The following is a 14,572-nucleotide window of genomic DNA, read 5'->3' as shown; positions in this document are numbered from 1 at the left end:
AGGTCGGCCGCCTGTCGTTTCTGAGTTTCTCGCTTCGGGCTTGTTTCGGATGCCGTTTTCCTCCGCACAAATCCCCCTCCGTCCCCTGCCCCGCCCCGGGCAGCGAAGCAATCGCCCGCAATGCCTGATTCCGCCGAACCGACGCAGCGACTGTGGAACGTCCCCAACCAAGTGACGGTTGCGCGGGTGGCGCTTTCGGGCGTGCTGTTCGTGTTGTTGTCGCTGGGAATGTATCTGCCGGGGTTGGTCGTGTTCATGATCGCCGCGGGGACCGACTGGGTCGACGGATACTGGGCCCGCAAGTACGGGCAAGTCACCAAGCTCGGCCGCGTGCTCGATCCGTTCGCCGACAAGCTGATCATCTGCGGCACGTTCATCTACCTGGCCGCGGCGCCCCGGCTGCTCGACGGGAAGCTCGTCTCGGGGATCTACGCCTGGATGTGCGTCGTGATCGTCGCGCGCGAATTGCTGGTGACCGCGCTGCGGAGCTTTGTCGAGGGGGAGGGGGGCGATTTTTCGGCCAAGTGGGCCGGCAAGTGGAAGATGGTCGCCCAATGCGCCGCCGCAGGGTTCAGTCTTGCCGTACTCAGCTACCTTGACCCGCGCCGCGGCCTGTGGATCGACGGCCCGCCCCCGGGTTGGATGACCTACGGCCTGACGGCAACCGTCTGGCTGGCGGTGGTCCTGACAGTGCTGTCGGCCGTGGGGTATGTTCAAGCGGCGTGGCGTCAATTGACGGCGCCGTAGCGCGCCCCCTCGGCCGAGCGAACCGGGGGCCGCGTTTCGCCACGTCCCCGGCCGCCCTGCGGCCGCTCCTTCCAGCCGCTGCCGCCGCATGAACTCGCTGGCCGACAACTTGGCGCTCGCCACGTACGTCGCGGCACCGACGGCCAGTTTGCTGGCGTTGGCGGCGCTGTTTCTGCGCCACATCGACGGGCGCCCCCTCGTGCCGTACGAGCCGCGCCGCCGCGTGCCGTGGAACGGTTGGGCGGCGCTGCTGTTGGTGACGCCGATGCTGCTGAACGTCGTCTCCCGGCTCGCGACCATGGAACCGCCGGCCGGAGACTTTGCAGCCCCGGCCAAAGCCGACGACGCCGCGCACGACGCGCCATCCGGGGACGACTCCGAGCATTTCATTCGCGATACGGCGCTGACGTCGCTGACGCTGACGCTGCTGGCCGTGGCGGTGTGGGCAGGACTCGCCACGTTGACCGGGGCGACGGCGCACGACCTGGGATTCCCCGCGAATCGCCGCCAACTGGCTCGCGACGTCGGCCTGGGGTCCGTCGCGTTCTTAGCGACCTTGACGCCGATCTACTTCCTGCAGATCGTGCTGAGCTACGTCATCGAGCCGGAGCACGGGCATCCGTTCGTCGAAGAGTTTTCCCGCGAGCCGTCGCTGGGGCTCATCCTGGGAATCGGGTTCGCCGCGGTCGTCGCGGCGCCGGTGTTCGAGGAAACGGCGTTTCGGTTAGTGTTGTTGGGGTGGCTTGAGAAGGCGGAGCTTGCGGGGAAGGCGGTCGAAGTTTCAGCAGAGTCGGAACAGGCGACCGCGGCGGAGGACGTCGACGGCGCCGCTTGCAGCAGCGATATGCACGTGGTCCAGGCGGATCCCTCGCCGTCGCGGGGGTGGCTTCCGATCACGGCAAGCGGGCTGCTGTTCGGGCTCGCGCACTGGGGCCACGGCGTGGCGCCGGTTCCGCTGGCCCTGTTGGGAATCGTGCTGGGCTACCTCTACCACCGCACGCATCGCATCGTGCCCTCGATCACCTGCCACTTGCTGTTCAACGGCTTGACGATGTGGCTGTTGCTGCTGGAGTATTTGCGTACCAAGGGAACCTGATTTCGATCTCGCACAATCGCACGAAGCCACACGGATTGCTTGTTCGGTCGGTTGACGCCGTGCGATTCGAGCTGTTGTCTGTGCGTCTGAGCGCCTTTGCGCGAGTTTCAACGAGCAATGCGATGAACATCCCCCGCAATCCGACCCGTGAGGTTCGCATCGGTTCGATCGCCATCGGCGCGGCGCATCCGATTGCCGTGCAGAGCATGACGGCGACGCACACTCAGGACGTCGACGCGACCGTCGCACAGGTCAATGCGCTGCACGCCGCGGGGGCCGACGTCGTACGGATCGCGGTCGACAACGCCAAGGACGCCGCCGCGCTCGCTGCAATCCGTCGGCAAACCACGGCGAACCTGTCGGTCGATCTGCAAGAGAACTACCGCATGGCGGAGCTCGTCGCCCCGTACGTCGACAAGATTCGCTACAACCCGGGGCACCTGTACCACCACGAGCGCGACAAGCCGTGGCGCGAAAAGGTGCGGTTCCTCGCCCAGGTCGCGGCGGACCACGACTGTGCGTTGCGAGTCGGCGTGAACTGCGGCAGCGTCGATCCCGACAAGCTGGGGCGGTATTCCGAGGAGGACTCGATCTCGCCGATGCTCGACAGCGCATGGGAGCATTGCAACTGGCTCGACGAGTTGGGCTTCACGCGATACTGCGTGTCGCTCAAGGACTCGGACCCGCAGAAGGTGATCGAGGTCAACCGCCGCTTCGCCGAGCAACGTCCCGACGTGCCGCTCCACCTGGGAGTGACCGAGGCGGGGATGCCCCCCGACGGGATCGTCAAGACGCGAATCGCGTTTGAGCAGCTCGTGAGCCGCGGCATCGGCGACACGATCCGGGTGTCGCTGACCGTCAGCAACCCCCGCAAGCCGGAGGAGATCGCCGCGGGGCGGGCGATCTTGGCGGACATCGCCGCGGGGCGGGTCCGCTCGGTCGTCGATTACGGGCTCTCGACGCTTAACATCATCAGTTGCCCCAGTTGTTCGCGAGTCGAGAACGAAGCGTTCATCGAGTTGGCCGAGCAGGTTAAGGAGATGACGAGCTACGCGGCCGATCACAAGCTGACGATCGCCGTGATGGGCTGCCGGGTGAACGGCCCGGGCGAAACCGACGACGCCGACCTGGGCCTGTGGTGCGGTCCGAACTTCGTGAACCTCAAGCGCGGCAGCGAGGAACTGGGGCAGTTCCCGTACGACGCGATCCTGCCGCGACTGAAGGCGGAGCTCGATGCGCTGATTGCGACGCGGACGTGAGACGCGGACGTGGGTCGTGATCCCATTTGCCAAATTGACGGGTGGCTGGGGTCGAACGAAGTGAGCCCCCAGCGGATTCCCTGGGGGCTCCGCTGCGCTGCGACCCCAGCCACCCTTCTAGGGGCGCAAATGGTATCACTACCCGGACGTGACGAAGCCGCAGGACCGGGCGGGACGGACGTCCGGACGTTGGTTTCCGCCGCGCCGGCGGAATCAGGCCGCTCCGTTCGCGGTGCTGGACCTGCCGATTGTCCGACCCGATTCAACCGGCGCTCGGGTCGCCGGTCGGCGACGGGGCGAGGTCGTCCGCCGCGGGAGGGCCGAGCAATTCGCGCAGGATCGGCTTCAACCCGTCGGCCCAAATCTGATACGACTGCTCGGTGAAGTGGAGCCCGTCCTCCGACATTCCGGGAAGCAGCAGCCCGTTTGCGTCGGCCAGCTTGTCGCCGAGGTCGAGGAAGCGAATCCGCTTGCCGTCGGCCAATTGCGCCAGCCGCTCGTTGACGCGGCGGATCGCGGGAGCGAGCTGCGGGTTCTGGCTGCGCGGGAAGAGACCCGTGAGGATGATCGTCGCTTCGGGCGCATGTCGCCGGAACTCGCCCATGATCGCCTCGATGCCGGCGACGATTTCGTCGACCTTCGCTTCGTCGGCCGGGCCGGTCCAGGGGAGGTTGTTCGTCCCGGCCTGCAGGACGAAGACCTTGGGAGCGGTCCCGTCCAGTTCGCCGTTCTGCATCCGCCAATGGATATTCTGCGTTGCGTCGCCCCCCCAGCCGAAATTGGCGGCATTCCAGCCGTGAAAATTGCGTTTCCAATTCGCGAGGAAGGCGGGGTAATCAGTCGCGCCCCAGCGGCGCGTGATCGAGTCGCCGACGAAGTACACGTCGATCCGACCTTGCTTGGCTTTAGCGACGAGTTGGCGATGGGCAAGTTGCGAGTTCGGATCGGTGCGCGGCACGCCCGCGACCCGCGGCTGAGCGGGAGCGCCAAGCGCCGGGCGATCGGCCGGCGAGTCGGCTAGGAGCTGATTCGCCCACTTCACGAAGCGTTCAATGTTCGGTTCGTCGGTGTGCCCGCCGTCGTGCTGCCGCCAGGCGAGGGCCCCGTCGAGCAGGCCCACGTTGACCCCCGGCATCGTCTCGGTCCGCCAGTCGTCGCTGCGCCCTAGGTCGCGCGCTCCCAGCAATCGGAAGACCGACTGGGCCGCGACGGCCGCCATGAAGCTCCCCCGATGATCGAGCCACTGGGCGTCTCCACGCTCGGGGACGCCGTGGCTGATGAACGTCGGCCGCGGGGCGCACAGGGCGAGCGTCATGTGGGCGTCGACGGGCAGGTCGTCGGCGGTGCGTCGGCCGAAAGTCGCTTCCTCGGCGGCGTACTTGAGAAAGTTGCCCGCCATCCAGTGATACGCCCCCGAGCCCGCGAGGTTCTCCAGGGTCTCGCCGAAGTCGCGGCGAAGGAGCTTCGTGCCGCCGGCCCCGGACGAGGCGATCAGCCCCGCGGCGAATCGTTCGTCGAAGGCCATCGCCACGAGCGCGGCCTTGCCGAAGCGGGAGACGCCGGCGATGCCGACGCGATGCGAATCGACGGCCGATTCGCTTTCCAAGTAGTCCAACCCGCGCGACGCCCCCCAGGCCCACGCCCGCAAGGCGCCCCAGTCGTCGGGCTTGCGCGGCCGGCCGAGGTTCGCAAGACCGATGATGCCGCGCGTCAGACCGGCGCCAGTCGGCTCGGCGTCGGGAGAGACGGTTCGGCCCCAGCGATTCCGCTGCAAGCCGCCGACGTCGTCCTGCACCGTCGTCGGGTTGAGGATCGCGCTCCCCCAACCGGCCGCGATGAGCCGCTCCTCGCGCGACGGTCGCCGGGGGCCCGACTCCTCGTCGCGTCCACCGGGCCCGCGCGGACCGAACGGCGACGATTCGAACGGCGTCCACCCAAAGCTCATCAAGACCGGAACAGGCCCCGTCGCATCCCGGGGCAGGGTCAACGACATCGAGATTTCGACGACGATCTCGGGACAGGCCGCATTGTCGACGACGCCGACGATGCGTTTCTGGATCGCCGGCGTGCCGAAGGCGTCAATCTCGCGCGTCTCGCGGACCTGCCAAACGACGGCGGGGACGTTGTCCGGGACGCGACCGTAGACCTCTCGCGCGAGCGCCTCGACGATCTCGGGGCGCCGCAGGTTTCGCCATTGGTCGGCCGTGGCGACCTGTTCGCCGCTTTCCAACTTGAGCACGGCGGGCAGCGTCGGGTAGGGGTTCGCACGGGCCTCGTCGTAGTTGGCGGCGTTGGGTGCGCTCGCGTCTCCGCTGCGGCCGGGGCGGAGCTTCGCAATGCCGAGTTGCCGGAGCATGTCCTGGTGATCTTGCTCGGTAGTGAACACGACCGGCTGCCGCGAGGCGTCCGTCGCCGGCGTCGCCACGACGCCATCTGACGCCGCCGCTCGGGCGGTTATGAACGCTGCGCCGAGGAACGACGCCATAGCAGTCAGTGCAGTCGATGCGAGACAGGTCATGCGCACCATGATCGACCTTTGTGACAAGCGGAGTTGCGATTCCGTGAGGAGACGCCGCAACGACCGGGATGATTAGGGCCTGCGGGCACGTCGTTTGATCGTGCTCCGACGATGAAGAGAGCTGCCGGAACTTCCGCGAATTGTAGTCGGCCGCGACTCCGAGGAATACGCGGCGACCTCGCGAAATGCAGCCGGCGCCGCATGTCCCAGTGTTTGCCCTAGTCCAGATTGTCGATATCAAGAACGCAAGTATTGAAGATGCGTCGCAGCGCCCGGGGCGACGCGACGCATCGATCGACGATCCGCAGCGGCGATCGGCGACCATGGCCCTCGATTCTCCCGCTCCCATCGCGGGCATGGCGGGTCGCCTTCGCATTTGCGGACCTGCGCATGCGCAAGGATTTTGCCGACTCGCGCCGACTTCGCGTCGCAATCGCTTTCATTGCTCAACGCATCGAGAATTGCAGTGCCGGGCGCCTTCTTCGGAACTCCGCATGCCATTGCACCGATGCGCAAAGCGCTGATCTTCGCGGAATCTTCATGCTGACGACACCCGTTCTTCACGGACATCGCTAGGATTCGCAGCTTCATCGTGCGACCGCGCGCAAGTCGGAGGACTCGCGGTCGATCAAGTGCACACCTAACAGGATTTCGCATGTCTACGGAAGTCGGCCGAAACGCCTCGCACGGGAGTCGTCGTCTCGGATTCACCCTCGTCGAACTGCTGGTGGTGATCGCCATCATCGGCGTGTTGGTGGCGCTGCTGTTGCCGGCGATTCAGGCGGCACGCGAGGCGGCCCGGCGGATGCAATGCAGCAACAACGTCAAACAACTGGCCCTGGGAGCGCTCAACTTCGAGTCGGCGAAAAAGCGGCTCCCCCCCAGCGGGCAGTGCGACTCGACCGGAGGCGCCTCGACGACGTACACGATCCACTCGACCGCGACTCACGTGCTGCCCTACATCGAGCGACAGGCGATCTACGACATGTTCGATCATCAGGCTGATCCGCGAACCGTGTACTCGGCCGCCCCGAGCGGCGAATCGCTCCGAACGCCGACAGGCTGCTTGCTCCATCCGAAGACCACGGGTCGGAATTACGACGACCCGGCCCATCCGAACGGACAACTCGCGGCGAAGACCAAGATCGACTCGTTCGTCTGTCCGTCGACTCCGGTGTCGAACGAGGCGCGCGACCCGGTGCACGGGTACGGCGGCATCGACTACATGATCGTTGCGCTGTCGGACGTCGACTCGCAACCCGGTTCGGCGACCTACGGCATGCGGACTCCCGGGGCGGGGTCGGACGCTTGGAAGACGCAGGTCGTCGCTCCGCTGTTGAACTGCGACGGCGGAGGGTTCAGCCGCGTCACCGACGGGGCCAGCAATACGATCATGTGGATCGAGGACGCCGGCCGCTCGCATCCCGACGTCGACAACTACGGCTCGTACTCGAACCGCTTTACGCCGGTGTCCGGCGCCGCCGATCCGATCGACATGTCGAGCGGCCCGAACGGCCGACGGGTGTTTGCGTGGGCCGACGCCGACGCGGTGGGGAACGGCTACTCGGGCCCCAGCAACGCGATCAGCCCCGGTTCGCGCGCGGCGAAGCTGAACAACTACGCCAGCCCCGACGGCGGGCCGCCGGAGTGCCGTTGGTCGGTCAACAACTGCGGACCGAACGACGAGCCGTTCGCTTTCCACTCGGGGGGCGTCAACGCCGCCATGGGGGACGGGTCGGTCCACTTCCTGGCCGACAGCATGGACGGCGTGGTCGTCAAGTGGCTGGTCGGCGCCGAAGACGGGCAACTCGCGGATTTCGACCTGTAACGACCGCGGCGGAAGCGGACGATGCGTTGCTCTCGATCCGCGGCGTCCGCACGCTCCCCTGTTGCCGACGTCGCGGACTCTCGACACGACTTGCCGAACGTCGACCGTTCGGGCAACAAATCACGGCACATCACGCGACAATTGTGGTCCAGGAGGAACGTATGCGAACGATTGTCATGACGCTCGCTTGCACGATCGCCCTCGGTTGCGGCGAGCCGATCGGATTGAAGCAGGCCCCCACGACCGTCTCCGGCAAGGTGACCGCAGGGGGTCGGCCGGTGGGCAACGTCGCCCTGGTCCTGCAGCCGCTCGACCACGGCCACCAGAAGACGCTGCCGGTCAATCCGGACGGCACGTTTCAGGGCGAGCTGATCGCGGGAACGTATGCGTACTCGCTCGCCCCGTCGCCAAGGACGAATTCCGCCTCTGCGCTGCGCGCAATCGGCCCGCAGTATCTCGAAGCCGACCTGCAGCGGACGATCGCCGTCGAGCCGGGGCAGGGAATCGAGATCGCGCTCGACTAGCCGCGGGCGCGACCCCCAGGGGTCGCGTCCCACGCAAGTCGAACCGAGTCGCGTCGCAGGCTTGGACCGCGGCGCCTCGGCTCGTCTGGCAGGATACGAACAGAGCCCCGACCGCGCGGCCGGGGCTCTGCATGACGCAACATCAGTTCCGATCGGCGCCGCTCGTGCGGCGAGCCGCTCAGTCTTTGAAGTACTCGGGATTCTTCCGGTCGAAGTCGGCGTCGGTGAAGCCGTTGTTGACCTTCAGATTCATGTAGGTGTAGGTCTCCTCCAGCGGCGGGGCTTCGTTGCCGCGGGGCCAGAGATAGGCTTCGTACCGGATCGGGATCCGAAGTTCGTCGTCGATGTAGACCCGGGCTTTGTGGAAGCGGAACGTGCCGATCCGCTCGATCGGGTGGGTGACCTCGAGCATCGTCACCGGTCGCTTGGGGCCGGTCTTAGGGCCGAGTTCGGTTTGGAGGTGCTTCACTTCGCACTCGCCGAACTTCACGTCGTTGCTGGCGACGGTGACCAGTTCGTCAGTCAGGGCCTTCACGCCCAGCTTGGTGATCGGGTACTTCTGCCCCTTCATCGCCAAGCGGCCGGTCGGATCGAGTTCGAACACGCCCAGCTTGCGGCGAAAGCCGCAATCGCGGGCCAGCAGTTTGCCGTTCGTGCCGGCGGGGCCTTCGGAGTACAGACACTCGCGGCCCTTGTTCGGGGCGAGAAAGAACATGTAGACGCTGAACGGCTGGTGGCGAACTTTGACGAAGGCGACCTCTTGGTCCATCAGTTCGCCGTCGATCCGCTCCTGCTTGTAGACGATCGCCGAGTAATCGCGGATGTTGCGATCGATGTCGGCCAGCGAAGCTTGGGCGATCCGCAGCGCGGGAGCCAGCGGGTGCTCGCCCGGGCGTTGGGTCAGATCGAACGCCGCGGTCGGGGCGCCTCCCGGCACGACCCGCGACGCCACTTGGGCCGGTTGCCGCTGGTCGGCGGGCTCTTCGTGGGCGACCCGGACGATCGGCTCGACCCAGCGATCTTGCTGGCCGAGGCTGACGGCGGCGGTCAGCGCCACGCTGGCAAACAGCGCCGAGCGGGCGGCGAGGCAATTCGTTTTCGACATCTCGGGGACTCTCCTCGGGCGGTCCTGCGGATCCTGCAGTTCGCCGCGGCGGGAAGGTGGCGGGTTAGGGATCGAGCTGACAGGCCCGCAAGGCGGGCGGTTCGGCAGTAGCGGGTGCGTGCGGTCGGGTTCGTCGCGGCGCCGTCGGGGCGATGAAATCGTCAATTATGCAAGTCGTGTTCCCAACTCTATGCTGGCCGACGTGCGCCCGCGGGCAACCCCCGGAACAGTCACGCGCCGGCTCGCCCGACGGCGGTCGACGCGTCACGAGACAGCGGACCCCAGGGAAGTTATCGCATGGCGCAAGCGAAATAATTACAATTCACGGCACGGGAGGTCGGCTTTGCCTAATTGGACTAGTTTCCAGGCGAGCGGCCCCGAGGCCGTCGGGGGGCGAATCGTACCGACTGCGGCCGCTGGAAGGAAGGGGACCTTGACCGCGATGAAGCACCCGCGCCTCGATGTTCGGACCGTTGTCTCTCCCCTGTTCGAGGAGAATGCATTCATCATCGCGGCGCCGGGCAGCCAGGAGTGCGTGGTCGTCGATCCGGGGCTCGATCCCGAGGGGATTCTCGCCGAAGTTAAGGAGTTGGGGCGACGGCCGGCAGCGATCCTGAACACCCACGGCCACGCCGACCACATCGCCGGCAACGGGCCGCTGAAAGCCCAGTGGCCCGGCTGCCCGCTGGTGATCGGCGGCGGCGATGCTAGCAAGCTGACCGACCCGGTCGAGAATCTTTCGGCCGGGTACGGCATTCCGGTCACCAGCCCCCCGGCCGACCAGTTGGTCGACGACGGGGACGTGCTCGAACTGGCCGGCGTCCGCTGGACGGTGCGCGACACGCCGGGCCACAGCCGGGGGCACGTGGCGTTTCTCGCGCTGGACGAGTCGCCGATCGTCGTGCTGGGGGGCGACGTGCTGTTCGCCGGCAGCATCGGCCGGAGCGATTTTCCCGACAGCGACCCAGCGGCGCTGTTCGCGTCGATCCGGCAGGTGCTGTTCAAACTGCCCGACGACTCGATCGTGCTTTCCGGGCACGGCCCGCCGACGACGATCGGCCGCGAAAAGCGCACCAACCCCTTCGTAGGCGAGCGGCGAGCTTAGCCGGTCGGCTCATGCCGGTCGGCCAAGCGCTATCCGTCGGTCGCCGGTTGGGCTTCGCCGAAGTTCTGGCCCAGCTTCACCTCGAATTTGCCGGCAGTCGTCTCGTAGAGGACGCGTCGCTCGTCGAGCTCGAGCAGCTTCGCTTCGAATGTACCGAAGCGCACCGTGTCGCCCGCCTTGTATCGTTCGACCTTGCCGGTGTCTTCGCGGCGAACGTCGACGATCCAGCCGTCGCGGCCGCCGAAGAGGAAGGTGACCTTCGCCTTGCCGGCTTGGTTCCCCGCGTCGCCGTTCGGCTTGGCCGAGGGGGGTTGGAACGGGTTGCGAGCCGTGATCGCGGCGATCGAGGCGGCGAACTTCTCGACCGCTTTGGCGTCGGGGGGAAACGCATCGTCGGCCGCCAGTTCAGCCGTGCGCGGGCTGTCGGACAGCACGAGGGCGTCGATCCGCAACGTGCCTGTGAGTTGCTGTCGATCGGGCGTCGGGGCGAGCGTCGTCTCGCTCAGCCGATGGAGGTGCGGCCCCGCGGCAAAACGGCGGAAGAACTCCAGCCATTGGGCCAGCGTCCCTTGGCCGCCGACGTTGAAGGTGAGTTCGGTCGCCCCTTCGCCGGCTAGGGCCCGGGCGCGGTCCGCGACCGAGGGATTCGTGATCCCCGCGGCCTTCAGTTCGTCCTGCAACCAGTCGCGGTAGAGCGACTCGGCGACGTCGGCGTCGGCGGGAAGCGACTGCTTCTGCCACGCCCGCAGTTGCTGACGGGCCTTCTGGCCGCGGTAGGCCTCGACGCGGGCGTCAGAGAGCGCCTGTTGCGCCGCGATTCGCTGTTGGTCGTTCACGTCGAGCTGTTCGCGGTACGACGACACGCCCCGCGAGACTCCCCACAGCAGCCCGGCCGCCGCGACGGCCGCCGTCAAACGAGCTTCGCGCGTGGTCATCGGTTCGCCCCCGGTGCATTGCCCTCGGCGGCGGGAGTTTCCCGAACCAGCGTTTCGACGGCGCCGACCGCGTACTCGGGAACGACATTGGCCGTCGGATTGACGGTCCCGCGATCGACCCGATACCCCGCGGCTCGCAGCCGGCTTTCGAGCGGTCGCAGGGCTTCGGCGTTCTTGGTCGCCATCTCGACGGTCGCCTTGGCGCCGACGAGATTGACCCGAGTCACCACCACGTCCTGATCCGCGGAGAAGCCGTCGGCGTCGGGGGGAAGGGGACGGAGACTGGCGGCGATCTCCTCGAGTCGCTGCGTCGCCTCGGCGCCGCCGGCGAACCAGCGGCTGATTTCCGCGACCCGTTTCAGGTCGCTTTGGAAGCCTTCGATCGTCTCGGCGAGCGAGGTGCGTTCCAACTCGGCCAGTTCGGCCTCTTCGAGCGGTTCTTGCAGGTTGCGGTTGGCTTTCCAGCCGATGAGTCCGCACGCCACGAGCGCCGCAACGCCGGCAAGCGAGTAGATGCGAAGTCGCGAGGGGGGCGCCGGCGGGCGGCGGGGGTTGAGCAAGTCGAGCAGCGGGCGATTGCGACTCGCCAGTTCCGCAGCCAGCGACGCCAGAGCGCCCCAGTCGTCGGGGCTCGCCGGGACAGCCGCGGCGTCGAACAGATCGCGGACCCGTCCGACCTGAACCTCGCGATGGAGCGCCGCACTGAGCCGCTCGGCCAGAGCAGTCGCGTCGTCCCCTCCGGCGAGCCAAATATCAGCGGTCGCCGCGTCGGCATGCCATTGACCGAAGGCAAGCAGCGTCCGACGCAATTCGCCGGCCAGGATCCCGGCGCACGCATCGAGATCGTCCGCGTCGGGCAAGCGGACCGAACGCGCAAGACGAACGGCTCCCCCCGAGTCGGCCCAGATGGCGGCCCAGCCCGGTTCGGCCGCGACGCCGACATGGGCGCCGTCGCCGGCGACGGCTCCCGGCGCAGCCTCGGCGCCGGCGAGCGCCCGCGCGGCCAGCGGCTGCCAGCCGAACGGCTCCGGAATGACATGCCGCAGTTTTAGTTGAGCCGCTTCGCACGCCTCGAGCGCTTCGCTCCACGCCTTGGGGCCGAGTCCGACCCCGAGCACGCGACGCGGATGCTCGGCGTCTCCTTCGAGCGGCAGGAAATCGAATCCGACCCCGTCGGCGGGGAGCGACAACTCGCGCTCGGCCTGCATAAGCACCAAGCCGGCGAGGTCCTCGTCGGGCGCAGGGGGAAGCGAAAAGTTCTGCCAAGCCAACGCGTCCCGAGCCACGGCCAACACCGCCGGCAATCGCGACTTGCGGTACGGCGCCAGCGCCTCGGCGATCAATTCGCCGCGCCGACGAGGCGAGTCGTCGGCCCCCAGCGGCACGCGTACGACCGCCTCGACGATCGGCGTCGCCTGTGCGGCGACGACGACAGCGACCGCCTCGGTCGATTTCAGTTGCAGCGCCACGGCGCGGGACATGTCGGGCTCGGACGGGTGAGTGGTGTTGCGTTTGCGTTGAGCTTGGCGGCGCGCCGCGCTATGGGCTTGAAGCGACCGGCGTTCAGCCAGACGGGCTCAAAGACCGGGAGGTCAGGGGAAACAATCCATTGTACTTGGCGAGCGGGGCGGGTTCCAAACGACGACGAGGCGCGGCTTCGACCGCGCTACGGACTCGACTCCTGGGCTCCGACGGCGGTCGGGCGGAATCCGCGACCCAGGGGGGCGAGGTCTTCGATCCGGACCACCTGCGGGGTCGCCGCCGAACGGTCGACGACCACGTGGAAACGGGCCAGATCGTTGCCCGCGTCGAAGTAGCCCAACACTTGCGCGCTGAAGACGCTCCCATCGCCGGTGACGTACGGCTCCAGCGCGCGCATCGTCGCCAGATCGACGACCGATTCGACCAACAGCCAGACCGCGTGCCGACGCGGTCCGGCGATCGGATCGTAGACGCCATCGCGACGCATCACAATTTGCTCGATCGTCGCGGCGTCGATCCCGGGAATCGAGCGAAGCACGGCCCGGGGCGCCCGGTTGACGTTGATCCGCCCCCCGACGCGCGCCACAGGGGCCGCGGTCGCCGCGTCGTACAGCTTCATCAATTCCGCGTATCCGGCGCCCTCCTGCCAAGGCGACGTCACGGTTTGCGGCGGCGAACCTTCGGCGGCGATTTGCACGGTGGCGCCGACGACGTCGAGCAGCGAGCCGATGTTCGCCGCCGGCTGACGTTGGAAGTCCAGTTGCACCGCGGCGGCGCTGACCATGTTGGCGCCCTGCCGGGGATCGCCCCCGCGGCCCTGTCGTCCGCCTCCGGGTTGCTCCCCGCCCGACTGAACGATCGAGGGCTGTCCCGCGCCAGGTTGCTGTCCGCCTCCCCGTTGACCGCCGGGTCCGCCGTCGGGAGGTTGTCCTTGCCCCCCCGCGAGGTTCTGCTGAGCGCCGTACTGCCGCATGAGGATGAGGAACTTCGCTTGCTCGTCGGTGAGGACCTGGCCGAGTTCGCTATACAGCGTCTGCAGGTTCGGACCGTTGAGGTTAATGCGTTTGCCCCCCGAGGCTTGCGGGAAGGATTCGACGCCGTCGACCGTCAGGTACGCCGCCCAGCCCCGCGTGATCTCGCCCGTCGAATTGTCGAGTTCCGCGAGCATGCCCCGCGGCGTCTCGCCGGGGTCGATCGCGAAGTTGCGGTTCTGGTCGATTCCGTAGAGCAACTCGGGCGTCACGCCACGGATCTGCAGCAATTCGTCAAGGTGGCCGATCGGCCCGTTCGCCGGCAGATAGGGAGGATTGAGCCCCTGGTAATATTCGTCCTCGGCGCCGCTGACACGGACGTTCGAGTCGGCGTCGAGCCAGTCGAGAATCGCGTCGGCGATCTCGACGGTCATCCCCGGCAGGGCGAGGAGCCGGTTGCGCGGGCCCTCCTCGTCGGTCTCCCCGGCGGTCACCAGCGAATTGAGATGGAGCTTCGACGACTCGTCCTCGAACCCGTACGTCCAACCGGAGTAGATGCCGTCGACCATCGTCGGGGCGATCACCGAGAACCGGCCGCGATCCATCGGCTCGGCGGCGTCGATCACCAGGGCGCCGCAGAGATTGGTCGTATTCTGGAAGGGCCCCCCCACAGCGGCGAGCGATTCGTCAGTCTTGGCCAGCAGGACCTGGGCGTAAGCGATCCCCGACTTGGCCAGAGACGTGCAAAGGGCCTGTCGGCCGTGCCGCCGTACGGCGCGATGCTCGCCTTGCATGAGCGCGAGATAGGCCCCCGTCCCCAAGGTCAACGCCACGACCGCCACCAACACCAGCAGCAAAATGCTGCCGCGGGATTTTGGAATCGGGTTGGCAATGGGCGCCGGCATGTCGAGCGGGGAAGAGACGCGAGGTTTTGTAAGTATTGCAGGTGTTGCTTATGGAGCGACAGAGGCTTGGGATTGTCGCCCGCTGCGGCGATGGAGG

Annotated in this window: 11 protein-coding genes; 6 read left to right on the top strand and 5 right to left on the bottom strand. The window is 67.3% G+C overall.

The window, feature by feature from the left end; all coding sequences use genetic code 11:
• Positions 1–120 precede the first annotated feature (120 nt).
• From pgsA to ispG, 3 genes are all read left to right on the top strand, one after another.
• Positions 121–747 (top strand): CDP-diacylglycerol--glycerol-3-phosphate 3-phosphatidyltransferase, encoded by a 627-nt coding sequence (gene pgsA, locus KF688_06065; GenBank protein ID MBX3425227.1) that lies wholly within the window; start codon positions 121–123, stop codon positions 745–747.
• Positions 748–835: 88 nt separating this feature from the next.
• Positions 836–1,843 carry a CPBP family intramembrane metalloprotease gene (locus KF688_06060; protein ID MBX3425226.1) on the top strand — a complete coding sequence of 336 codons (1,008 nt, stop codon included), beginning with the start codon at positions 836–838 and terminating at the stop codon, positions 1,841–1,843.
• 122 nt (positions 1,844–1,965) lie between these two features.
• Positions 1,966–3,102, top strand: a complete 1,137-nt coding sequence (gene ispG / locus KF688_06055; GenBank protein ID MBX3425225.1) for a (E)-4-hydroxy-3-methylbut-2-enyl-diphosphate synthase — start codon at positions 1,966–1,968, stop codon at positions 3,100–3,102.
• Positions 3,103–3,364: 262 nt separating this feature from the next.
• Here the strand turns inward: ispG and KF688_06050 are convergent, their stop codons facing one another.
• Complete coding sequence (locus KF688_06050; protein MBX3425224.1) at positions 3,365–5,587, bottom strand: hypothetical protein; 2,223 nt, start codon at positions 5,585–5,587, stop codon at positions 3,365–3,367.
• A 688-nt stretch (positions 5,588–6,275) separates the two neighbouring features.
• On the opposite strand from KF688_06050, the gene KF688_06045 reads away from it, so the two are divergent.
• Both KF688_06045 and KF688_06040 read left to right on the top strand, forming a co-directional pair.
• On the top strand, positions 6,276–7,448 hold the full coding sequence (locus KF688_06045) for a DUF1559 domain-containing protein (GenBank protein ID MBX3425223.1): 1,173 nt from the start codon (positions 6,276–6,278) through the stop codon (positions 7,446–7,448).
• Positions 7,449–7,609: 161 nt separating this feature from the next.
• On the top strand, positions 7,610–7,972 hold the full coding sequence (locus tag KF688_06040) for a hypothetical protein (GenBank protein MBX3425222.1): 363 nt from the start codon (positions 7,610–7,612) through the stop codon (positions 7,970–7,972).
• 178 nt (positions 7,973–8,150) lie between these two features.
• Here KF688_06040 and KF688_06035 read toward each other — a convergent pair whose 3' ends face one another.
• Positions 8,151–9,077: a DUF1571 domain-containing protein gene (locus KF688_06035; protein MBX3425221.1), complete on the bottom strand. Its 927-nt coding sequence runs from the start codon at positions 9,075–9,077 to the stop codon at positions 8,151–8,153.
• Between the two features lie 442 nt (positions 9,078–9,519).
• Between KF688_06035 and KF688_06030 the strand changes: the two genes are divergently transcribed.
• Positions 9,520–10,182, top strand: a complete 663-nt coding sequence (locus KF688_06030; protein ID MBX3425220.1) for an MBL fold metallo-hydrolase — start codon at positions 9,520–9,522, stop codon at positions 10,180–10,182.
• A gap of 29 nt (positions 10,183–10,211) precedes the next feature.
• Here KF688_06030 and KF688_06025 read toward each other — a convergent pair whose 3' ends face one another.
• From KF688_06025 to KF688_06015, 3 genes are all read right to left on the bottom strand, one after another.
• Entirely contained in the window at positions 10,212–11,117 is a 906-nt protein-coding gene (locus KF688_06025) for a hypothetical protein (GenBank protein MBX3425219.1), read from the bottom strand.
• Complete coding sequence (locus tag KF688_06020) at positions 11,114–12,598, bottom strand: hypothetical protein (GenBank protein MBX3425218.1); 1,485 nt, start codon at positions 12,596–12,598, stop codon at positions 11,114–11,116. The genes KF688_06025 and KF688_06020 overlap by 4 nt, the downstream gene beginning before the upstream one ends.
• A 185-nt stretch (positions 12,599–12,783) precedes the next feature.
• Complete coding sequence (locus KF688_06015; GenBank protein MBX3425217.1) at positions 12,784–14,475, bottom strand: general secretion pathway protein GspK; 1,692 nt, start codon at positions 14,473–14,475, stop codon at positions 12,784–12,786.
• Positions 14,476–14,572: the final 97 nt, after the last annotated feature.

This window comes from Pirellulales bacterium (assembly GCA_019636345.1).
Taxonomy (GTDB): Bacteria; Planctomycetota; Planctomycetia; order Pirellulales; family Lacipirellulaceae.
The sequence above is the reverse complement of the archived record's forward strand: the minus strand, read 5'-3'. Positions and strand labels throughout refer to the sequence as shown.

Bases quoted from the DNA above. Each gene is read 5' to 3' on its own strand.
- KF688_06030 (MBX3425220.1), top strand. From the start codon at position 9,520: ATGAAGCACCCGCGCCTCGATGTTCGGACCGTTGTCTCTCCCCTGTTC.
- pgsA (MBX3425227.1), top strand. From the start codon at position 121: ATGCCTGATTCCGCCGAACCGACGCAGCGACTGTGGAACGTCCCCAAC.
- KF688_06015 (MBX3425217.1), bottom strand. From the start codon at position 14,475: ATGCCGGCGCCCATTGCCAACCCGATTCCAAAATCCCGCGGCAGCATT.
- KF688_06025 (MBX3425219.1), bottom strand. From the start codon at position 11,117: ATGACCACGCGCGAAGCTCGTTTGACGGCGGCCGTCGCGGCGGCCGGG.
- KF688_06060 (MBX3425226.1), top strand. From the start codon at position 836: ATGAACTCGCTGGCCGACAACTTGGCGCTCGCCACGTACGTCGCGGCA.
- ispG (MBX3425225.1), top strand. From the start codon at position 1,966: ATGAACATCCCCCGCAATCCGACCCGTGAGGTTCGCATCGGTTCGATC.
- KF688_06035 (MBX3425221.1), bottom strand. From the start codon at position 9,077: ATGTCGAAAACGAATTGCCTCGCCGCCCGCTCGGCGCTGTTTGCCAGC.
- KF688_06050 (MBX3425224.1), bottom strand. From the start codon at position 5,587: ATGGCGTCGTTCCTCGGCGCAGCGTTCATAACCGCCCGAGCGGCGGCG.
- KF688_06020 (MBX3425218.1), bottom strand. From the start codon at position 12,598: ATGTCCCGCGCCGTGGCGCTGCAACTGAAATCGACCGAGGCGGTCGCT.
- KF688_06045 (MBX3425223.1), top strand. From the start codon at position 6,276: ATGTCTACGGAAGTCGGCCGAAACGCCTCGCACGGGAGTCGTCGTCTC.
- KF688_06040 (MBX3425222.1), top strand. From the start codon at position 7,610: ATGCGAACGATTGTCATGACGCTCGCTTGCACGATCGCCCTCGGTTGC.